We start from the raw sequence: 19,475 nt of genomic DNA, 5'->3' as shown, positions 1-19,475 counted from the left end.
GGGGTGGGGTGGGCAGGAGCGGCGCGGACGGGTAATGTTCAGCCCCTTGCGGTCGTCACTGCCTACACTATTGCCGTGTCCTTCCTTCCGTCGCCAATGAAAACCACCGCGTTGCTGACCCTGGCCTGCCTGTCGGCGGCGCCGTTCGTGGTCCGGGCCCAGGAGGCCGAGCCGCGCAACCGGGTGGTGATCGTGGAGAACGTGAAGTTCGACTACGCCCAGGTGCTGAACGTCGAGCCGGTGTTCCAGACCCTGCGCGCCACCCGCACCGAAGAGCACTGCGAGCCGGTGTCCACCCGCACCCTGGCCCCGGTGAACGTGACCGGCGAGGAGCCGGTGGAGGACAAGGGCCGGATCGGCCGCTTCTGGGACTCGGTGCGCTCGATGTTCAAGCGCAGCGACGAGGAGGCCGCCCAGGAGGTGGCCGCCGAGAATCCGACCCCGGCCCCGGCCAACAACGGCCCCATGCTGACCCGCGACTGCAAGATCGTGCCGGTCGGGCGTGAGTTCCGCCGGCCCATCGCCTATGACGTGGACTACGTCTACAAGGGCACCAAGTACCGCTCGCGGCTGCCGGAAGACCCCGGCAACCGGCTGAAGATCCGGGTGTCGATCACCCCGTGGGTGGGCGCCGACCAGACCGCTGGCGCTTCGCCCTGATTCTGCGACGCCTGCCCCTTGCGCAGGCCCCCCGCCCATGCAAAGATGTTCGGCCATGAAGCTCACCGACTTCCAGCACGACAGCAGCGCCGCCCGCCAGGCCACTGGCATGACGTCGCGTGCCCGTCGACCGGAACCCCACATTTCCGCTGGGTAACCGGAGCTTTCTGCTGTTCGTCCGAAAAAAACCCAGCCCGCCGGCTGGGTTTTTTCGTTTCCGCGTCCTGAAAGCTTCATCTGCAACCATTTCGCACCACCCTTTTTGCCGGTTTTCCCTTCCACCGCGCCGCAGCCCGGCGCCGCCACGCAAGGAAAGATGATGTCCCCCAAGCACTTCCTGAACACCCAGGACTGGAGCCGCAGCGAGCTTGACGCCCTGCTGACCCAGGCCGAGCTGTTCAAGCGCAACAAGATCGGCGACCAGCTCAAGGGCAAGTCGATCGCGCTGGTGTTCTTCAACCCGTCCATGCGCACCCGTACCAGCTTCGAACTGGGCGCCTTCCAGCTCGGTGCCCACGCGGTGGTGCTGCAGCCGGGCAAGGATGCGTGGCCGATCGAGTTCAACCTCGGCACGGTGATGGATGGCGATACCGAAGAGCACATCGCCGAAGTGGCCAAGGTGCTGGGCCGTTACTGCGACATCATCGCCGTGCGCGCGTTCCCCAAGTTCGTGGACTGGGCCTACGACCGCCAGGACATCGTCCTCAACAGCTTCGCCAAGTACTCGCCGGTGCCGGTCATCAACATGGAGACCATCACCCACCCGTGCCAGGAGCTGGCCCACATCATGGCCCTGCAGGAACACTTCGGTACGCAGGACCTGCGTGGCAAAAAGTACGTGCTGACCTGGACCTACCACCCCAAGCCGCTGAACACCGCGGTGGCCAATTCGGCGCTGACCATCGCCACCCGCATGGGCATGGACGTGACCCTGCTGTGCCCGACCGCCGATTACATCCTGGACGACCGCTACATGGGCTGGGCCGAGCAGAACGTGGCCGAGAGCGGCGGTTCGCTGAAGATCAGCCATGACATCGACAGCGCCTACGCCGGTGCCGACGTGGTGTACGCCAAGAGCTGGGGCGCGCTGCCGTTCTTCGGCAACTGGGAGCCGGAAAAGCCGATCCGCGACCAGTTCAAGCACTTCATCGTGGACGAACGCAAGATGGCGCTGACCAACAACGGTGTGTTCAGCCACTGCCTGCCGCTGCGCCGCAACGTGAAGGCCACCGACGGCGTGATGGATTCGCCGCAATGCATCGCCATCAACGAAGCCGAGAACCGCCTGCACGTGCAGAAGGCGATCATGGCCGCCGTTGCCGGGCGCTGATTTTTTTTCCGATTCAATCATTTCCGCCGGGCACGGCCCGGCGCTACCAGGACATACCCTCCCCATGAGCAACAAAGACGTCGTTCTCGCCTTCTCCGGCGGCCTGGATACCAGCTTCTGCGTGCCCTACCTGCAGGAGCGCGGCTACAACGTGCACACCGTGTTCGCCGATACCGGCGGCGTGGATGATGAAGAGCGCGATTTCATCGAAAAGCGCGCCGCCGAACTGGGCGTCACCAGCCACGTGACCGTCAACGGTGGCCCGGCCATCTGGGAAGGCTTCGTCAAGCCGTTCGTGTGGGCCGGCGAAGGCTACCAGGGCCAGTACCCGCTGCTGGTGTCCGACCGTTACCTGATCGTCGATGCCGCGCTGAAGCGTGCCGCCGAACTGGGCACCAACATCATCGCCCACGGCTGCACCGGCATGGGCAACGACCAGGTCCGCTTCGACCTGGCCGTGAAGGCCCTGGGTGACTACCAGATCATCGCGCCGATCCGCGAGATCCAGAAGGAACACACCCAGACCCGCGCCTACGAACAGAAGTACCTGGAAGAGCGCGGCTTCGGCGTGCGCGCCAAGCAGCAGGCCTACACCATCAACGAGAACCTGCTGGGCGTGACCATGTCCGGCGGCGAGATCGACCGTTGGGAAGCGCCGGGCGAAGGCGCCCGTGGCTGGTGCTCGCCGCGCAGCGAGTGGCCGGAACAGGCGCTGACGGTCACCCTGAAGTTCGTGGAAGGCGAAGCCGTCGAACTGAACGGCAAGGCCCTGCCGGGCGACCAGATCCTGGCCCAGCTGAACAAGCTGTTCGCCCCGTACGGCGTCGGCCGTGGCGTCTACACCGGCGACACCGTGATCGGCTTGAAGGGCCGCATCGTGTTCGAAGCCCCGGGCCTGGTTTCGCTGCTGGCCGCACACCGCGCGCTGGAAGATGCGGTGCTTACCAAGCAGCAGAACCGCTTCAAGCCGGACGTGGCGCGCAAGTGGGTGGAGCTGGTGTACGAAGGCTTCTACCACGACCCGCTGAAGACCGACATCGAAGCGTTCCTGAAGTCCTCGCAGGCCAAGGTGAACGGCGAAGTGGTGCTGGAAACCCGTGGCGGCCGCGTTGACGCGGTGGCGGTTAAGTCGCCGCACCTGCTCAACACCAAGGGCGCCACCTACGCGCAGTCGGCCGACTGGGGCGTGGAAGAAGCCGAAGGCTTCATCAAGCTGTTCGGCATGAGCTCGACGCTCTTTGCTCAAGTCAACCGCGGTTGACTTGAGCACGAGCCCACGCATTTCTCCTTAACCCTGCGCCTTCGGCGCGCCCCCTTCAACAAGAAGGGGGCTCTCCACCAGACGCATTACGGTAGCGCCGGGCCATGCCCGGCGGAATTCCACAGGATCTTTGATTCATGCTTGAACAGACGATCTCGCATCTGCAGGCCCTGGTGTCTTTCGACACCCGCAACCCGCCGCGTGCGATCACCACTGGCGGCATCTTCGATTACCTGCGCGACCATCTGCCCGGCTTCAACGTCGAGGTGATCGACCATGGTGCCGGTGCGGTCAGCCTGTACGCGGTGCGCGGTACGCCGAAGTACCTGTTCAACGTGCACCTGGATACCGTGCCTGATTCGCCGCACTGGACTGCCGATCCGCACGTGATGCGCCGCCCGGACGACCGCGTGGTCGGCCTTGGCGTGTGCGACATCAAGGGCGCGGCGGCGGCACTGGTGGCCGCGGCCAACGCCAGCGATGGCGATGCGGCGTTCCTGTTCTCCAGTGACGAAGAGGCCAACGATCCGCGCTGCATCGCCGCGTTCCTGGCCCGTGGACTGCCCTATGAAGCGGTGCTGGTGGCCGAACCGACCATGAGCGAGGCGGTGCTGGCGCACCGTGGCATCAGCTCGGTGCTGATGCAGTTCGCCGGCCGCGCCGGCCATGCCTCGGGCAAGCAGGATGCCGCCGCCAGTGCGCTGCACCAGGCCATGCGCTGGGGCAACCGTGCGCTGGACCACGTGGAATCGTTGGCCTCGGCACGCTTCGGCGGCCTGACCGGCCTGCGCTTCAACATCGGCCGCGTGGAAGGCGGCATCAAGGCCAACATGATCGCGCCTGCCGCCGAGGTGCGCTTCGGCTTCCGCCCGCTGCCGTCGATGGACATCGATGCGCTGCTGGCCACCTTCGCCGGTTTCGCCGAGCCGGAAGCGGCCGTGTTCACCGAAACCTTTCGTGGCCCCAGCCTGCCGGCCGGTGACATCGCCGAAGCCGAGCACCGCCGCCTGCTGGCGCGTGACGTGGCCGACGCGCTGGACCTGCCGATCGGCAACGCGGTGGATTTCTGGACCGAGGCCTCGCTGTTCTCAGCCGGTGGCTACACCACGCTGGTGTTTGGCCCGGGCGATATCGCCCAGGCGCATACCGCCGATGAGTTCGTGACGCTGGACCAGCTGCAGCGCTATACCGACGCCGTGCACCGCATCATCGCCGCCGGCGCCTGATTCCTCCTTTCCGACGAAACCGAAATGTCTCCTGCCCTCCAGCCCCACCGCCAGACCCGCCAGACCATCGTGCGCCTGCTTTCCAGCATGGCCAGCGCGAAGGAGATCAGCCAGTACCTCAAGCGCTTTTCGCAGTTGGATGCCAAGCGCTTCGCTGTGGTGAAGGTTGGCGGTGCCGTGCTGCGCGACGACCTTGAAGCGCTGACCTCTTCGCTGTCCTTCCTGCAGGAAGTAGGCCTGACCCCGATCGTGCTGCACGGCGCCGGCCCGCAGCTGGATGCGGAACTGTCCGCCGCCGGCATCGAGAAGCAGACCGTCAATGGCCTGCGCGTGACCTCGCCGGAAGCCCTGGCCATCGTGCGCCGGGTGTTCCAGCAGTCCAACCTGCGCCTGGTCGAAGCCCTGCAGCAGAACGGCGCGCGTGCCACGTCCATTACCGGCGGCGTGTTCGAAGCCGAATACCTGGACCTGGACACCTACGGTCTGGTGGGCGAAGTGAAGAAGGTGAACCTGGCGCCGATCGAAGCCAGCCTGCGCGCCGGCTCCATTCCGGTCATCACCAGCCTGGGTGAAACCGCCGGTGGGCAGATCCTGAACGTCAACGCCGACTTCGCCGCCAACGAGCTGGTGCAGGAACTGCAGCCCTACAAGATCATCTTCCTGACCGGTACCGGCGGCCTGCTGGACGAGCAGGGCACGGTGATCGATTCGATCAACCTGTCCACCGAGTACGACCACCTGATCGCGCAGCCGTGGATCCACGGCGGCATGAAGGTGAAGATCGAACAGATCAAGGACCTGCTGGATCGCCTGCCGCTGGAATCGTCGGTGTCGATCACCCGTCCGGCCGACCTGGCCAAGGAACTGTTCACCCACAAGGGCTCGGGCACGCTGGTGCGCAAGGGCGAGAAAGTGCTGCGCGCCACCGAATGGAGCGAGCTGGACCTGCCACGCCTGAAGGGGCTGATCGAATCCAGCTTCGGCCGCACCCTGGTGCCCGACTACTTCCAGAAGACCCGCCTGCTGCGCGCCTATGTGAGCGAGAACTACCGCACCGCGGTCATCCTCACCGACGAGGCCGAGGGCGTGTACCTGGACAAGTTCGCGGTGCTGGACGACGCGCAGGGCGAAGGCCTGGGCCGAGCGGTGTGGAACGTGATGCTGGACGAAACCCCGCAGCTGTTCTGGCGCTCGCGCCACGGCAACCCGATCAACCACTTCTATTACGCCGAATCCGATGGCTGCTACAAGCAGGACCAGTGGAAGGTGTTCTGGTTCGGCGCCGATGGCATCGACCGCATCAAGACCTATGTCGACCACTGCGCCCAGCGCACGCCGAGCCTGCAGGGCTGAGCGATGATGCCTGCCGATGCCTGGAACAACGTCCCCACCCTGCGCGGCCAGCATGTGCTGCTGGAACCGCTGCAGCGTGCGCACGTGCCTGGCCTGGCCGCGGCGCTGGAAGGCAGCGGCCTGGACCAGCTCTGGTACACCCAGGTGCCTTCGCCGCAGCAGGCAGGGCACTACGTGCAGGCCGCGCTGGATGCACAGGCCGAAGGCAAGGTGCTGCCGTTCGTGATTAGTGATGCGACCGGCGCCATCGTCGGCAGCACCCGCTTCTATGGGCTGGAAGCAGACGTTCCCAAGCTCAGCCTGGGGTACACCTGGTATGCGCCGCGCGTGCAGCGCACCGGGGTGAACACCGAGGCCAAGCTGCTGTTGCTGCGGCACGCCTTTGAGGTGATGGGCTGCATCAGCGTGGTGCTGGAAACCAGCTGGTTCAACCATGCCTCGCGCGCCGCCATCGCCCGCCTGGGCGCCAAGCAGGACGGCGTGCTGCGTAACCACAAGCGGCATGCCGACGGCACGCCGCGTGACACTGTCATCTTTTCCATCATCGACGCGGAGTGGCAGGGCGTGAAGCGCCACCTGCAGCACCGCCTGGACCAACACGCATGAACGATTCGACTTTCACCCTGGGCATTGTCGGTGCCCGTGGCCATACCGGCGCCGAGCTGATCAAGCTGGTGGCCGCCCACCCGCGCTTGAAGCTGGCCTTCGTGTCTTCGCGCGAGCGTGCCGGCCAGCGCCTGGCCGACCACCACCCCGAAGTGCAGGGCGACCTGCAGTACGAAAACCTGGATGCCGATGCCGTGGCCGCCAAGGGCGTGGATGCGGTGATCCTGGCCCTGCCCAATGGCCTGGCCGCCCCGTTCGTGGCCGCGCTGGACGCCACCAGGCCTGACACGGTGATCGTCGATCTGTCGGCCGACTACCGCTTCGACAATGGCTGGTACTACGGCCTGCCCGAGCTCACCCGCAGCCGTTACAGCGGCCAGAAGCACATCAGCAACCCGGGCTGCTACGCCACCGCGATGCAGTTGGCCGTACACCCGCTGCTGGATCTGCTGGCCGGCCCGCCGCAGTGCTTCGGTGTGTCCGGCTACTCCGGCGCCGGCACCACGCCGTCGGACAAGAACAACGTCGAGCTGCTGGCCGACAACCTGATGCCGTACGCGCTGACCAACCACGTGCATGAGCGCGAAGTGTCGGTGCAGCTGGGCGTGGCGGTGGAGTTCATGCCGCACGTGGCGCCGCACTTCCGTGGCATCACCCTGACCGCGAACCTGTGGTTGAACCAGGTGCAGACCCGCGAGCAGATCGTCGCGCGTTTCCAGCAGGCCTACGCCGGCGAACCGCTGGTGGAGGTGGTGGACGAAGCACCGTGGGTCAGCCGCATTGCCGGCCGCCACGGCGCCCAGGTCGGTGGTTTCACCCTGGCACCCGGCGGCAAGCGGGTGGTGGTGGTGGCCACCTTGGACAACCTGCTGAAGGGTGCGGCCACCCAGGCCATGCAGAACCTCAACCTTGCGCTGGGCATCGACGAACTGACGTCGATCCCGCACTGAACTCGTATTACGGAGCCCCCATGGCAGACCTTCTTTGGCAGAAGCCGGGCGTCGCGGTCGACGCACAGATCCAGACCTTCCTCGCCGGCGATGACGTGATCCTCGACCGTGAGTTCTTCCTGCACGATATCGCCGCCAGCGCCGCGCACGCCGAAGGCCTGCAGCACATCGGCATCCTCAGTGCCGACGAACTGGCCGGCCTGCTGCGCGAACTGGACCTGCTGGCGCAGGACTTCCGCGCTGGCCGTTTCGTGCTGGACACGCAGTACGAAGACGGGCATTCGGCCATCGAAGCACGCCTGACCGAACGCCTGGGCGATGCCGGGCGCAAGATCCACACCGGGCGCAGCCGCAACGACCAGATCCTGGTGGCCACCCGCCTGTGGCTGAAGGAAAAGCTGCAGCGCGTGGCGCATCTCAGCGCCGAGGTGGCCAAGGTGGCGCTGGACCGCGCGCAGGCCGAGAAGGACCTGCCGATTCCCGGCTACACCCACATCCAGCGTGCCGTGGTGTCTTCGGCGGGCATGTGGTGGGCAGGTTGGGCCGAAGCCTTCATCGACAACGCGGTGCGCGCGCGCGACACACATGCACTGGTGGATGCCAACCCGCTGGGCACCGCCGCCGGCTATGGCGTGAACCTGCCGCTGGACCGCGAACACACCACCGCTGCACTGGGCTTTGCGCGCATGCAGGTGTCGCCGATCTACGCACAGCTGTCGCGTGGCAAGTTCGAGTTGGCCGCGCTGGAAGCGCTGGGCGGCGCCACGCTGGACCTGCGCCGCATCGCCTGGGATCTTTCGCTGTTCACCAGTGCCGAATTCGGTTTCGTCGCGTTGCCGGCGCAGTACACCACCGGCAGCTCGATCATGCCGAACAAGCGCAACCCGGACGTGATCGAATTGATGCGCGCCACCCACGCAAGCGTGGCCGCAGCGCGTACCGAGATCGAGCAGCTGCTGTCGCTGCCGTCGGGCTACCACCGCGACCTGCAGTCGTCCAAGGGCGCCATCTTCCACGGCTTCGGTCGTGGCCTGGCCGCGCTGGAACTGCTGCCGGCGCTGCTGGCCAACCTGGAGTGGCGCGACGACAAGCTGCGTGCAGCCATCGATTCGGGCATGTATGCCACCGACGTTGCGGTGGAAGCGGCCGTGGCCGGTGTGCCGTTCCGTGAGGCCTACAAGGCCGCCGCTGCCGGCGCTGACAGTGCAGGGCAGGGGCGTACCCCGGAAGGCAGCCTGGCCGCGCGCGTGTCGCCCGGTTCGGCCGCCGACCTGCGCCTGGACGAACTGCGCGCGCGCTGGCTGGCGCTGGCCTGATGGCGGGCACTGTCTTTCTGGTCATGGCCCTGCGCCTGCCCACGTTCACCCAGGCCGCGGTGCAGCCGCACCTGGATTTCCTGGACGCGTTGCGCGAGCAGGGCCAGCTGCAGCTGACCGGTGGCTTCACCGATGGCAGCGGCGGCGCCTACGTGCTGTGCAACGTGGACAGCCTGGCGCAGGCCCAGGCCATCGTCGCCACCGATCCGCTGGTGACGATGCAGGCCTCGCAGTTGACCGTGCACGAATGGCGTACCCGCTGAGATCCCGCTGATGACACACCCCGTCGCCCACGTCGCCTCGCCGTTCCCCGAACAAGCGCTGCCGCCGTGGCGGCGTGCGGTGCTGAAGGTGGGCAGCAGTCTGCTGGCCGCCGATGGTGGCGGGCTGTCGCCGCGCCATGCGCTGGGCCTGGCCCAGTTCGTGTCGGCCCATGTGCTGGCCGGCCGCGAAGTGGTGATCGTCTCCTCCGGCGCTGTAGCAGCGGGGCGCGCGATCCTGCCGCGCGTGGATGAACCCGGCGCCGCAATGGCTGCCCGCCAGGCGCTGGCCGCACTGGGCCAGGCGCAGCTGATCGGCCTATGGCAGCGCTTCTTCGAACGGCCGGTGGCGCAGGTGCTGCTGACCCACGACGACCTGCGCAACCGCCGCCGCTACCTCAATGCGCGCGCAACGCTGAACGAGCTGCTGCGGCTGGGGGCATTGCCGGTGGTGAACGAGAACGACACCGTTTCGGTCGACGAACTCAAGCTTGGCGACAACGACAACCTGGCCGCCACGGTGGCCGCGCTGGTCGATGCCGATGCGCTGTTCATCGCCACCGACATCGACGGGCTGTTCAGCGCCGACCCGCGCACGGTCGCCGACGCGCAGCCGCTGCACGACGTTGCCGAGTTGAGCGATGCCGTGCTGGCCATGGCCGGCGGTGCAGGCTCGCGTGCCGGTACCGGTGGCATGCGGACCAAGCTGGAAGCCGCTGCCAAGGCCGGCCGGTTCGGCATTGAAACCTACCTGTTCAACGGTCGCAGCGGTGACGTGGTGCGCGCGCTGACCCGCGATCGGCTGTTTGGCACGCGCATCCACGCCGCCCGCAGCCGTGAAGCGGCGCGCAAGCATTGGCTGCGGCATGCGCCGCTGGCCGAGGGCGCGATCCTGGTCGATGCCGGTGCTGCGCAGGCCATGCGCGAGAAGGGCGCTTCGCTGTTGCCCGGCGGCATTACCGGCGCCGACGGCGCGTTCCGTCGCGGTGACATGGTGCAGGTGTGCTGGAACAGTGACGCGGGGCGGGTCTGCGTGGCGCGCGGGGTCAGCCAGTACGCCGCCGACGATGTGCGCCGCATCGCCGGCCGCCACACGCGCGACATCCAGGCCGTGCTCGGCTACAACTACGGTGGCACGGTCGTGCATCGCGACGATCTGGTGCTGCCATGAACGAACTGCAGGACATCTCCATGAGTGAAATCGAAGCGCAGGCGCGGGCCTGCCGTGATGCGGCCACGGTGGTTGCCGGGCTGGACAGTGCGGCGCGCCGTGCGCTGCTGCTGTCCATGGCACAGGCACTGGAAGCGAACGCCGGCCTGATCCTGGCCGGCAACGCACGCGATCTGGCAGCAGCGAGGGAAAAAGGCGTGGGCGCGGCGATGCTGGACCGCCTGGCGTTGGACCCGGCGCGGCTGTTCGGCATGGCCGAAGCGGTACGCGACGTGGCTGCGCTGCCCGATCCGGTGGGGCAGGTAACCCGCGACGATGTGCGCCCCAACGGTATCCGCGTGCAGAAGGTGCGCGTGCCGCTGGGCGTGATCGCGATGATCTACGAGGCACGCCCGAACGTGACCGCAGAGGCCGCTGCGCTGTGCCTGAAGGCCGGCAACGGGGTGATCCTGCGCGGTGGTTCCGAGGCGATCCATTCCAACACCGCCATCGCCCAGGCCCTGGCCGGTGCACTGAAGGCCAACGGCGTGCCGCCGGCGGCGGTGACCGTGCTGACCGATCTGCGCCGCGAGGCCATGCTGGAACTGCTGCAACTGCACGAGCTGATCGACCTGGCCATTCCGCGTGGCGGTGAAGGCCTGATCCGCTTCGTTGCCGAACACGCACGGGTTCCGGTCATCAAGCACTACAAGGGTGTCTGCCATCTGTTCGTGGATGTCAGCGCTGATCTGGACAAGGCCGTTGCGCTGCTGGTGGATGGCAAGTGCAGCCGCCCGGCGGCCTGCAATTCGCTGGAAACGCTGCTGGTGCACCGCGACGTGGTTGAGGCGTTCCTGCCGCGCGCGGCGCAGGCGCTGGGCGAGCGCGGGGTGGAGCTGCGTGCCGACGCGCGCGCGCAGCCGTTGCTTCCGGGCAGCACGGCCGCTACGGACGAGGATTTCGCTGCCGAGTTCCTCGATCTGGTGCTGGCGGTGGGCGTGGTCGATGACCTGGATGCGGCAATCGCCCACATTCGCACGTATACCTCCGACCATACCGAAGTGATTGCGACCGAAGACGCCGGCAATGCCGAGCGCTTTGTCAACGCGCTGCGTTCGGCGGTGGTGATGGTCAACGCGTCCTCGCGTTTTTCCGATGGTGGCCAGCTGGGGCTGGGCAGCGAGATCGGCATTTCCACCACGCGCCTGCACGCGTATGGCCCGATGGGGTTGGAAGCGCTGACCGTGGAACGGTTCGTCGTACGTGGCGAAGGGCAGACCCGATAGAGTTTTTTGCGGCAGGGCCTGCAGCCCTGCACCTGCTGCACTTCAACGTCAACGTCAACGTCAAGAGCGCGCATTCCTTGGATTGGCGGGGCGGTGTCGGAATGCGGGGACGCCGCAAGTCCCCCTCCGGGGCCCGGCCCAGCCGCTGGCGGCTGTGCGTTCGGGCGCTTGCGAAGCAGTGCTTCGCAAGCAAAGCGCCCTCACCCCTGTGGGCTTGGCAGCCGCATCCATGCGGCTGACACCCCGCATTCCGACACCGACCCACCTCTGACAGATTTTCGCGATCTGTCGGAGCGGCGTTCTGCGTTGGTAGGTGCCGACCGTTGGTCGGCACGGGGTCGGATCACAGATGAAATTTGATATCTGACAGATGTGCCGACCAACGGACGGCACCCACCCACAGCCGCCGTTGCCAACAGCCGCGTGAACCTATCGAAGGCGGGGCACTGTGGGTTTGCGGGCATGGATGCGGCGACCAAGCCCCCATGGACGGGTTTACGGCGTCCCCGCAAACCCACAGTGCCCCGCCATCCCACGGAATGCCCGCTGTTTGCTCCTGCCTCTGCAGGTGCAGGGCTGCAAGCCCTGCCAAAACACCCACCCCTTACACCAGCGGCTCCCGCGTCAGGCCCACCGGGCGTGCGCTGTCATCCATGTGCAGCGTCACCGCCTTGGCATTCACCAGCAGATCGGCCAGTGCATCGCTGGCACCCAGCGAGTGGGCGATCTCCGCCCGGCTCGAATCCACCCGCGGCGCGCGCCGTTCCTTGCCGGCGAAACGGTAGCGGTTGTACTCGGCCCAGGCGATCAGCAGCAGCGCGCAGCACACCAGGATGATTGGCAGCGCGATCATCACGAACGGGTCCAGGTGCTGTTTGTGCTGGTACAACTGCACGAAGGCCATCTGCCCGCCGAGCAGCCACGAGATCAGCGTGACCAGCGGTGCCCACAGGTAGAAGTAGAAGCCCCAGAAGGCCAGGGTGACGAAGCCCCAGGCCGTGCGCTGCAGGCGCGGCTGCTGGCGAGGCTTCTGGATCAACCGCGAATCGAAGCGGTTGGACGGTTTCTTGGTGGTGGTGCCACGTACGGTGCTCATCGGATCCCCCGGTCAGGGCTGACCCAGGTGGCGCGCTTGCCGCGGCGCTTGAACAGCGTCTTCGGCAGCGCCACCAGAGTGGTGAACAGGCTGATCAACCAGTACGCCATCGGGTACCAGATGACCCAGAAGTAGTTGCGTCCAATGTGTGTTTCGTAACGACGGTCGATGATCAGGCTGCTGGCGAACTGCAGCAGGCAGACCAGCGCCAGGATCACGCCGTGCCACTGCGGCAGCAGCGTATCGATGTACAGCGGGGCCGGCAGTGGAACGAACTTGCCCAGCGCCCACAGCACCACGATCAGCAACATGGTGTACGCCCAGAACACGCTCAGGATGTACTCCAGCAACACCCCCCACATGCGCCGCTTGCGCCAGCTGAACAAGGAAGTGCCATGCCGCAGCAGCACTTCCACGCCACCCTGGGCCCAGCGCAGGCGCTGCCGCCATAGACCCTTCAGGGTTTCGGGCATCAGGATGAAGCACAGCGCGTTGGGCTCGTAACGGATGTCCCAGTGGTCCAGCTGCAGGCGCCAGCTGATGTCGATGTCCTCGGTCACCATGTCGTCGGCCCAGTAGCCGATGCGGTGCAGGGCGGTGCGGCGGAACGCGGCGATCACCCCGGACACGGTGAAGATGCGCCCGTACACGCGCTGGGCGCGCTTGATCATGCCGATGATCGAAGAGAACTCGGCCACCTGCAGGCGTCCCAGCAGGGTGGAACGGTTGCGGATGCGCGGATTGCCGGTCACCGCGCCCACGCGCGGGCCGCTGGTCAGGTGCCAGACCATCCAGTGCATGGCGAACTCTTCCAGCATTGCATCGCCATCGATGCAGACCAGGTATTCCGAACGCGCGGCCAGCGCGCCCATGCGCAGCGCATTGGCCTTGCCCAGGTTGCGGTCCAGGTGCACCACGCGCAGGCGCGGGTGCTGTGCGGCCAGTGCATCCAGGCGCGCGCCGGTGTCATCGCGGCTGCCATCGTTGATGGCGATCACTTCGAAATCCGGGTAGCGCTGGGCCAGCGCCGCGCCGATGGTGTCGTCCAGGTTGTCCGATTCGTTGTGGCAGGGAATCAGCAGCGTGGCGAACGGGTATTCGGCCATCGGTGGCGGATCGTTGCGCGGCCGCGACTTCCGTTCGCGGCGGAAGAAGTAGTACAGGCCACCGGACATCCAGAAGAACGCCATCACCATCGGGTAGAAGAAGGCGAACTGGAACAGGGCATACAGCCAGGGGCTCATGTCCATGTCACTTCTCCGGGTACGGGAAGTTGCGCGCAGACATCGCGGCGCGCGCGTCCACGGTCGACGGCTTGTCGGCAATGAAATCGTCCGGGTACCACGCGAAGTGGCGTACACCCTGTGCCTGCAGGCGGCGCACCTGGGCGCGCAGGCGCTGGCCGCTGATCGGCGTCTGGGTGCGCCAGTCCACGGTCTGCAGTTCGAACATGGTGTGCTTCAGGTCCGGGTCGTGCGCGCGAACGGCGGTGACCAAGCGGTCCAGCCAGCGCTCGGGGTGGCGGCTGCCTTCCATCCACGGCATCGCCATCAGCGCAGTGCGGTCGTAGGCCTTGTTGAACAGGTCCAGGCGCTGGGCGAACCAGGTGGCGCTCTGCGGTTCCAGCACCGGCTGGGCGTACAGGTTGCGCACCGTGCCCAGCTTCGGCCGCCAGCGCTGCGCGCTGTCACGCAGTTCCAGGGTGAAGTCGATCAGTGCCTGGGTGCGGCCGCCATCGGCGCCTTCCTGCGGCAGCTGCGCCAGTTCGGTGTCGCGCACATAGGCATCGTCATGGAACAGCAGGCCTTCGAAGTATGAATTGATGGCCAGGTCTTCGTAGATGTCCTTGATGATCTGCCGCGCCTGCGGCTTGGTGAAGTCCAACCGGTACATGCCATCGTGTTCGGGGCTGGCGATACCCAGCGCGGTGCGCTGTGCGGCGTCGGGCAGTTCGTAGCCCAGTACCGGCAGCCACGCATACACCTTCACCCCGGCGCGGGTCTTCAGCTGCCAGGCCACGCGGTTGAACAGGTCCGCACGCATCGGCAGGTGGCGGTTGGGGAAGTACAGCGCATCGGCGGTGTTGTTGCCGTCCGGATCGGCGAAGGCCTGCAGGTAGACGTGGGTCGGGCCGACCTTCTTTACGCGCTCGATCAGCGCATCCAGGTTGCGCGCCTGCTGCGCGGGGTTGGCGTCGTACACCGAATCCATGTCGATCTGCAGCGCGCGTGTGCCGTCCAGGCTGACATTGCGGCGCAGTTCAAAGGCCAGCGAGGCGGTGTTCGGATTGTTGGTCACCAGCAGGCGTGCCAGGCCGTGCAGGTCGCGGGTCACCGGCGTGCTGCGGCCTTCCAGGTCGAACGACACCGGCATGCCCAGCTGCTCGGCAATATCGTTGCTCAGCTGGTTGTAGGCTGCGTACGGCCAGACGATCGCCTTCGGCGTCACCCCCAGCTCTTTCCTGATCAGCTGCACGCTGCGGCCCAGGTCGGCACGCAGGCGCTGTTCGTACTGCTGCGCGGTTTCGTAGCGCTGCGCCTTGGGGTCGTACACACGGGTGATCACCGCCGGGGTCTGGTTGCCCTGCGGGTTGGACTGCACGCCGTGGTGCAGGTTGTCGGTGTGGCTGGCCAGTTCGATCAGCCCACTGGACTGCATCTCGCGCAGCTGTGTCCAGGTCAGGAAATCGTCATGGCCGAACGGGCGGTAGCCGTAGTCGATGGTGCGGCCCGGTGCCATGTCCACGTAATCGGTGATCACCGCCACCAGCGCCGGGTAGTTGTAGGCACGCAGCAGGGGGTACACGCGCGTGTAGACGCTGCGCAGGCCGTCATCGAAGGTCAGCAGCACCGGCCGCGGCGGCAGCGTGGCTTCCCCGCGCGAGGCCTTGATCAGCTGCGACAGCGAGATCGGGTGGTAGCCATGCGCCGACAGCCAGTCCAGGTGTGCGGCGAAGTTCTGCGTGCTGACCGCGTAGGCGTCGGCGTCGGCCTTTTCGCGCACGTCATCGCGGATGTCGTGGTAGCTCAGGATCAGCAGGCCGTTGTCGCTGGCATCCAGCTCGGTGGGCTGCTGGGCCGCGGCCGGCAGTGCCAGGGCCAGCAGGCCCAACAGCACGGTGGTCATCAGGTAGCGAAGCATCCGTTCCATCTCACTCTCCCCAGCGCAGCGCGGCATCGAAGCCGATATGACGTTCACGTTGGCCGTCGTAGACCGGCCGCGACCAGCTCACCCCGTATTCCAGGATGCGCCCCTGGCTGAACTGCCATTCGTGGCGGTAGGCCACGCTGGGAATCAGTGCGCTGCCATAGCCTTCCTGCCAGTAGTCGCCCAGCGACACCGTCAGGCGGTGGCGGAAGTGGCGCTCGTAGTGGCGCCACAGCTGCTGGTCGATGCGCAGGCCGATCTCCACCGAGCGGTCGCGCGAGGGGTTGAAGTACGGTGCGTCGTCCTGGCTGCCACGGCTGGTGTAGACGCTGCCCAGGCCATCGATCAGCAGGCGCGGGCGGGTCAGCAGGCGCTGCTCGATGGCGCTGGTCAGGGTGTCGCGGCGGTTGCCATCGTCGTAGCGGAACTGGCTGCCGCCCAGGCTCCAGTGGGTGCGCTCGTTACGGGTGTAGTCCACGGCCACGGCCACGCTGTCGGCGGTGATGCCCGAGACGCGGGCCTGCATCGAGGCTTCCGGATCGTTGCGCGCGGCGGTGACGCCGGCATGCCACTGGTCGTTGAACTGCCAGCCGAAGCCACCGCGCAGGCCGGTGTCGCCGATGCTGTCGTTGGGACGAAGCACGGCGGCTTCGGCGTCGGCGCGACCGAACCGGTAGCGCACGCCGGCACCCATCCACAGCGGGTTGATCTTCTGGTCCTGGAAGGTGACAGAACGGCGGTCGGCGAAGGCGAACAGGCGCCAGCGGTCGTCCAGGATCGGCGTGGCCACTTCCATGCCGTAATGCAGGTCGTCGTTGCCCAGCGGCGAGGTGCCGCCGCCGCCCGAGCTGCGGCCGCCTTCAACGGTGGCCTGCAGCTGCCAGCCGCGGTGTGCGCGCCAGTCGCGGTCCATGCGCAGCACCGAGGGCTGGTTGGGGTAGCGTTCCAGCAGATCGTCGTGCAGCGGCCGCGCCAGATCGTCGCGCTGCAGCTGCACGTAGGCCTCGTGCATGCCCAGCCGCGGCGAGACGTCGCGCGGGTCCAGGGTGTAGGCCATCCGGTGGCGTTCCAGCGAACGCCGCGGCCAGCCGCGCATCTGGTACACGCTGCCCAGTGCGGTCTGCAGGCCGCCATTGCCCGGGCCCACGTCCACCAGGGCTTCCAGTTCGCGCTGCGCGGTGGGCAGGTCGCCGCTGTAGGCGCGGATCATCGCCAGGTCCACGTCGGCCTCGTAGCGCGCCCAGTTGGCGTACGGGCTCTTGCCGCCGCCCCAGCGCCATGCCGGTTCGTCCTTCTGCCACGCCAGCAGGTAGCCGATGGCCTTTTCTGCCTGCTCGGTTTCCAGGTAGGCGTAGGACAGTTCAGAGCGCGACTGGAAGCGCGACGGATCGTTCTTCACCGCCGCTTCCAGCAGCGGAATGGCTTCGTCGGGGTGCTGGGTGGCCATCATCGAATCGCCCACCGCCGGCAGCACATAGTCGGGCAGGGCATGGCCTTCGGCCTGCAGGGCGCGCGCTTCATCGCGCACCTGTGCGTGCCGTGACAGGCGGTTGAGCAGGATCAGCCGGTCCATGCGGATGCGCAGGGGGGCCTGCGCCAGCGGCGTGCCGTCGCGCTGCGCGTACTGCTCCATTTCAGCCAGCGCGTCCTCGGCCTCGTCCAGGCGCGAATCTTCGGTCTGGCCGTAGGCCAGGCTCCAGTTCACCAGCTTGGCCACGTAGTTCGCTTCCAGCCGGGCCTTCTGGTCGGCATCGAACAACTGCGGCCGTGCCTGGTACAGGCGCCAGGCGCGGTGCGCATTGCCGATGTCGCCCAGGGTGAGCACCTGCAGCTTGTACAGCAGGTCATCGTTGGGTTCGACCTGCTGCGCGCGCTCGATGGCGGCCAGCGCATCAACCCAGTGGGCCTGGTCACGGTAATGGCCGATTTCAGCCAGCCGATCGGCACGGGTGGCCTGGGTGGGCGGCGGCGCCGCGTGGGCCCCGGACGCCAGAGCGGCGCAGGCCAGGCCGACGCAGAGCGCCAGCGGTCGGTGAACTACCATGAATTCCCCCTTCAGCATCCATTCTTAGACGATGTGCAAAAAGTGTGACGCACATCACATGCCAACTTTAGCCGACACGTCCCAGGGAGGCCAGAGCCTCGCTGTTCCCTCTACACGCAACCGCCACCGGATACAGGCCATTTCCATCGCACCGCCCCTTCCGCCAAAGGTTTGGACTGCGAAATCACGTTGAACCGGCCGCCGCAGCGACTCGGTGCGCAGGCACGGTGAGCGCGCCCCGGCCAATGGACCTGGGCGCGCCCCGCGTCAGCTTTGGACACGCTACGTCAGTTCGCGCCGAAGCGGTGTGTAGACGCGCGGGGGAAGGTGGCCTGGATCACCACAGATCTTCCAGGCGGCGCGGCTTGCACGCCACCCAGGACGCGCACAGCATCACCGTGGCGCAGCCGAACAGGAAACCGAACGGCAGGCCCCAGCCGTTGCTGACCGTATGCAGCCAGCCAACCAGGAACGGCCCCAGGCAGCTGAAGCTGTAACCCACGCCCTGCATGAACCCGGACAGCGCCGCCGAGCCGGTGGCGGTGCGCGTACGCAGGTTGATCAGGGTCAGTGCCAGCGGGAAGGTGGACGGGCCCACGCCCAGCAGGGCGGCCCACAGCAGGGGCGCCTTCATCGGCGCCAGCAGCAGGCCGGCAAAGGCGATCACGAACGAGAAGAAGCCGATCAGCACCAGCGGGAACGGGTTCTGCAGGCGCACCGCCAGCGACGGGATGACCAGCGACGGCAGCAGCCCCAGCGCCGAGAACACGGCCACCATCACCCCGCCGAAGGCCGGCGTGGCGCCGGCTTCCACCACGATGCGCGGCAGCCAGGTGAACATCGAATAGGTCATCAGCGAGGTCATGCCGAACATCAGCGACATGCTCCAGCCCAGCGACGTGCGCCAGACCTTGCCGTGCGGCTGCGCGCTGGGATCGTTGGCCGCCAGCTGCGCGTGCGGCGCGCGTCGGGCCAGCATCAGCCACGGCAGGGCGGCGGCCAGGGCCAGCAGCGCCCACATGCCCAGCGACACGCGCCAGCCGGCCGCCTGCGCCACCGGCACCGCCAGCAGCGCCGGCAGCATGGTGCCCAGCTGCAGCATGCTGATGTACAGCGTGCTCATGGTGCCCACCTTGTTGGCGAAGTAGCGCTTCACCAGCGGCGGTACCACCACGTTGCCGATGCCCATGCCGGCCAGTGCCATCACCGAACCCAGCAGCAGGGTGCCGACGTTGCCGGCGCTGGAGCGCAGCAGCAGGCCGGCCATGGCCAGGGTCATGGCCAGCAGGGTGGTGCGTTCCAGCCCCAGGCGCCGGGCCAGGGCCGGGGTGGCCACGCCGAACAGGGCGAACGAGGCGGTCGGCAGCATGCCCAGTACGCCGGTCATGGTGGTGCCGAAACCGAAGTGCTGGCCCAGCACGTCCAGCAGCGGAGTGATGGAGGTGACAGCAGTGCGCAGGTTCACTGCCGCCAGCAGGATGGCAGCGAAGGCGAGCAGCCGCCCGTGCAGCAGTGAGGGCGAGTCGTGGGAGGCGGTGGTCATGCGGAATCCTTGCAGGTGGCGCACGCGGGAACATGGGCGTGCAGCGGCGGCACCGGACCGGGCCGGTGCGACAGGTGGGGGCAGGGGGCCATTGTACGTGGCCGCGGCATTGCGGCCGCCACGCGGGCGGGGCGCCGATTTCAGATACAAAAAAACCCGGAGGACTGTCGTCTTCCAGGCTTCTTGCTGACCACCGAAGTGGTCGGGGAGACAGGATTCGAACCTGCGACCTCTACGTCCCGAACGT

Annotated in this window: 16 protein-coding genes; 11 read left to right on the top strand and 5 right to left on the bottom strand. The window is 67.0% G+C overall.

Features of this window, described 5'->3' with window-relative positions; all coding sequences use genetic code 11:
- Nucleotides 1-96 precede the first annotated feature (96 nt).
- The 11 genes from IAE58_RS16025 to IAE58_RS15975 all read left to right on the top strand — a co-directional run bounded on the left by IAE58_RS16025 (nucleotide 97) and on the right by IAE58_RS15975 (nucleotide 11,398).
- On the top strand, nucleotides 97-660 hold the full coding sequence (locus IAE58_RS16025) for a hypothetical protein (RefSeq protein ID WP_199934182.1): 564 nt from the start codon (nucleotides 97-99) through the stop codon (nucleotides 658-660).
- Nucleotides 661-979: 319 nt separating this feature from the next.
- Nucleotides 980-1,990 carry an N-acetylornithine carbamoyltransferase gene (locus IAE58_RS16020; RefSeq protein WP_199934183.1) on the top strand — a complete coding sequence of 337 codons (1,011 nt, stop codon included), beginning with the start codon at nucleotides 980-982 and terminating at the stop codon, nucleotides 1,988-1,990.
- Between the two features lie 64 nt (nucleotides 1,991-2,054).
- The gene (locus IAE58_RS16015; protein WP_164275604.1) at nucleotides 2,055-3,251 is read left to right on the top strand and encodes an argininosuccinate synthase; all 1,197 of its coding nucleotides are present in this window, start codon (nucleotides 2,055-2,057) and stop codon (nucleotides 3,249-3,251) included.
- A 137-nt stretch (nucleotides 3,252-3,388) separates the two neighbouring features.
- Nucleotides 3,389-4,477, top strand: a complete 1,089-nt coding sequence (locus tag IAE58_RS16010) for an acetylornithine deacetylase (RefSeq protein ID WP_199934184.1) — start codon at nucleotides 3,389-3,391, stop codon at nucleotides 4,475-4,477.
- 24 nt (nucleotides 4,478-4,501) lie between these two features.
- Nucleotides 4,502-5,830: an acetylglutamate kinase gene (locus IAE58_RS16005; RefSeq protein ID WP_108756675.1), complete on the top strand. Its 1,329-nt coding sequence runs from the start codon at nucleotides 4,502-4,504 to the stop codon at nucleotides 5,828-5,830.
- A 3-nt stretch (nucleotides 5,831-5,833) separates the two neighbouring features.
- Nucleotides 5,834-6,436 carry a GNAT family protein gene (locus IAE58_RS16000; RefSeq protein ID WP_199934185.1) on the top strand — a complete coding sequence of 201 codons (603 nt, stop codon included), beginning with the start codon at nucleotides 5,834-5,836 and terminating at the stop codon, nucleotides 6,434-6,436.
- Nucleotides 6,433-7,386 carry an N-acetyl-gamma-glutamyl-phosphate reductase gene (gene argC / locus IAE58_RS15995; protein WP_199934186.1) on the top strand — a complete coding sequence of 318 codons (954 nt, stop codon included), beginning with the start codon at nucleotides 6,433-6,435 and terminating at the stop codon, nucleotides 7,384-7,386. The genes IAE58_RS16000 and argC overlap by 4 nt, the downstream gene beginning before the upstream one ends.
- Nucleotides 7,387-7,406: 20 nt before the next feature.
- Entirely contained in the window at nucleotides 7,407-8,702 is a 1,296-nt protein-coding gene (gene argH / locus IAE58_RS15990; protein ID WP_108756672.1) for an argininosuccinate lyase, read from the top strand.
- Nucleotides 8,702-8,965 carry a YciI family protein gene (locus tag IAE58_RS15985; protein WP_199934187.1) on the top strand — a complete coding sequence of 88 codons (264 nt, stop codon included), beginning with the start codon at nucleotides 8,702-8,704 and terminating at the stop codon, nucleotides 8,963-8,965. Before argH ends, IAE58_RS15985 begins: the two co-directional genes overlap by 1 nt.
- Before the next feature lie 10 nt (nucleotides 8,966-8,975).
- On the top strand, nucleotides 8,976-10,133 hold the full coding sequence (gene proB / locus IAE58_RS15980; protein ID WP_199934188.1) for a glutamate 5-kinase: 1,158 nt from the start codon (nucleotides 8,976-8,978) through the stop codon (nucleotides 10,131-10,133).
- Nucleotides 10,130-11,398, top strand: a complete 1,269-nt coding sequence (locus IAE58_RS15975; protein ID WP_199934189.1) for a glutamate-5-semialdehyde dehydrogenase — start codon at nucleotides 10,130-10,132, stop codon at nucleotides 11,396-11,398. The genes proB and IAE58_RS15975 overlap by 4 nt, the downstream gene beginning before the upstream one ends.
- A 604-nt stretch (nucleotides 11,399-12,002) precedes the next feature.
- Here the strand turns inward: IAE58_RS15975 and pgaD are convergent.
- The 5 genes from pgaD to IAE58_RS15950 form a co-directional block, all read right to left on the bottom strand.
- Nucleotides 12,003-12,494: a poly-beta-1,6-N-acetyl-D-glucosamine biosynthesis protein PgaD gene (pgaD, locus tag IAE58_RS15970; protein WP_199934190.1), complete on the bottom strand. Its 492-nt coding sequence runs from the start codon at nucleotides 12,492-12,494 to the stop codon at nucleotides 12,003-12,005.
- Complete coding sequence (pgaC, locus tag IAE58_RS15965) at nucleotides 12,491-13,744, bottom strand: poly-beta-1,6-N-acetyl-D-glucosamine synthase (RefSeq protein ID WP_108750122.1); 1,254 nt, start codon at nucleotides 13,742-13,744, stop codon at nucleotides 12,491-12,493. Before pgaC ends, pgaD begins: the two co-directional genes overlap by 4 nt.
- Nucleotide 13,745: 1 nt before the next feature.
- On the bottom strand, nucleotides 13,746-15,635 hold the full coding sequence (pgaB, locus tag IAE58_RS15960) for a poly-beta-1,6-N-acetyl-D-glucosamine N-deacetylase PgaB (protein ID WP_199934193.1): 1,890 nt from the start codon (nucleotides 15,633-15,635) through the stop codon (nucleotides 13,746-13,748).
- Between the two features lie 10 nt (nucleotides 15,636-15,645).
- Nucleotides 15,646-17,685: a poly-beta-1,6 N-acetyl-D-glucosamine export porin PgaA gene (pgaA, locus tag IAE58_RS15955; protein WP_199934191.1), complete on the bottom strand. Its 2,040-nt coding sequence runs from the start codon at nucleotides 17,683-17,685 to the stop codon at nucleotides 15,646-15,648.
- 337 nt (nucleotides 17,686-18,022) lie between these two features.
- On the bottom strand, nucleotides 18,023-19,228 hold the full coding sequence (locus tag IAE58_RS15950; RefSeq protein ID WP_199934192.1) for an MFS transporter: 1,206 nt from the start codon (nucleotides 19,226-19,228) through the stop codon (nucleotides 18,023-18,025).
- Nucleotides 19,229-19,475 lie beyond the last annotated feature (247 nt).

Source organism: Stenotrophomonas sp. S49, assembly GCF_016624905.1.
Taxonomy (GTDB): Bacteria; Pseudomonadota; Gammaproteobacteria; order Xanthomonadales; family Xanthomonadaceae; genus Stenotrophomonas.
This window is presented reverse-complemented; position numbering and strand designations above follow the sequence as displayed.

What these genes read in the sequence shown, in the direction of transcription:
- IAE58_RS16025 (WP_199934182.1), top strand. Translation starts at nt 97, where the DNA reads ATGAAAACCACCGCGTTGCTGACCCTGGCCTGCCTGTCGGCGGCGCCG.
- IAE58_RS16020 (WP_199934183.1), top strand. Translation starts at nt 980, where the DNA reads ATGTCCCCCAAGCACTTCCTGAACACCCAGGACTGGAGCCGCAGCGAG.
- IAE58_RS16015 (WP_164275604.1), top strand. Translation starts at nt 2,055, where the DNA reads ATGAGCAACAAAGACGTCGTTCTCGCCTTCTCCGGCGGCCTGGATACC.
- IAE58_RS16010 (WP_199934184.1), top strand. Translation starts at nt 3,389, where the DNA reads ATGCTTGAACAGACGATCTCGCATCTGCAGGCCCTGGTGTCTTTCGAC.
- IAE58_RS16005 (WP_108756675.1), top strand. Translation starts at nt 4,502, where the DNA reads ATGTCTCCTGCCCTCCAGCCCCACCGCCAGACCCGCCAGACCATCGTG.
- IAE58_RS16000 (WP_199934185.1), top strand. Translation starts at nt 5,834, where the DNA reads ATGATGCCTGCCGATGCCTGGAACAACGTCCCCACCCTGCGCGGCCAG.
- argC (WP_199934186.1), top strand. Translation starts at nt 6,433, where the DNA reads ATGAACGATTCGACTTTCACCCTGGGCATTGTCGGTGCCCGTGGCCAT.
- argH (WP_108756672.1), top strand. Translation starts at nt 7,407, where the DNA reads ATGGCAGACCTTCTTTGGCAGAAGCCGGGCGTCGCGGTCGACGCACAG.
- IAE58_RS15985 (WP_199934187.1), top strand. Translation starts at nt 8,702, where the DNA reads ATGGCGGGCACTGTCTTTCTGGTCATGGCCCTGCGCCTGCCCACGTTC.
- proB (WP_199934188.1), top strand. Translation starts at nt 8,976, where the DNA reads ATGACACACCCCGTCGCCCACGTCGCCTCGCCGTTCCCCGAACAAGCG.
- IAE58_RS15975 (WP_199934189.1), top strand. Translation starts at nt 10,130, where the DNA reads ATGAACGAACTGCAGGACATCTCCATGAGTGAAATCGAAGCGCAGGCG.
- pgaD (WP_199934190.1), bottom strand. Translation starts at nt 12,494, where the DNA reads ATGAGCACCGTACGTGGCACCACCACCAAGAAACCGTCCAACCGCTTC.
- pgaC (WP_108750122.1), bottom strand. Translation starts at nt 13,744, where the DNA reads ATGGACATGAGCCCCTGGCTGTATGCCCTGTTCCAGTTCGCCTTCTTC.
- pgaB (WP_199934193.1), bottom strand. Translation starts at nt 15,635, where the DNA reads ATGCTTCGCTACCTGATGACCACCGTGCTGTTGGGCCTGCTGGCCCTG.
- pgaA (WP_199934191.1), bottom strand. Translation starts at nt 17,685, where the DNA reads ATGGTAGTTCACCGACCGCTGGCGCTCTGCGTCGGCCTGGCCTGCGCC.
- IAE58_RS15950 (WP_199934192.1), bottom strand. Translation starts at nt 19,228, where the DNA reads ATGACCACCGCCTCCCACGACTCGCCCTCACTGCTGCACGGGCGGCTG.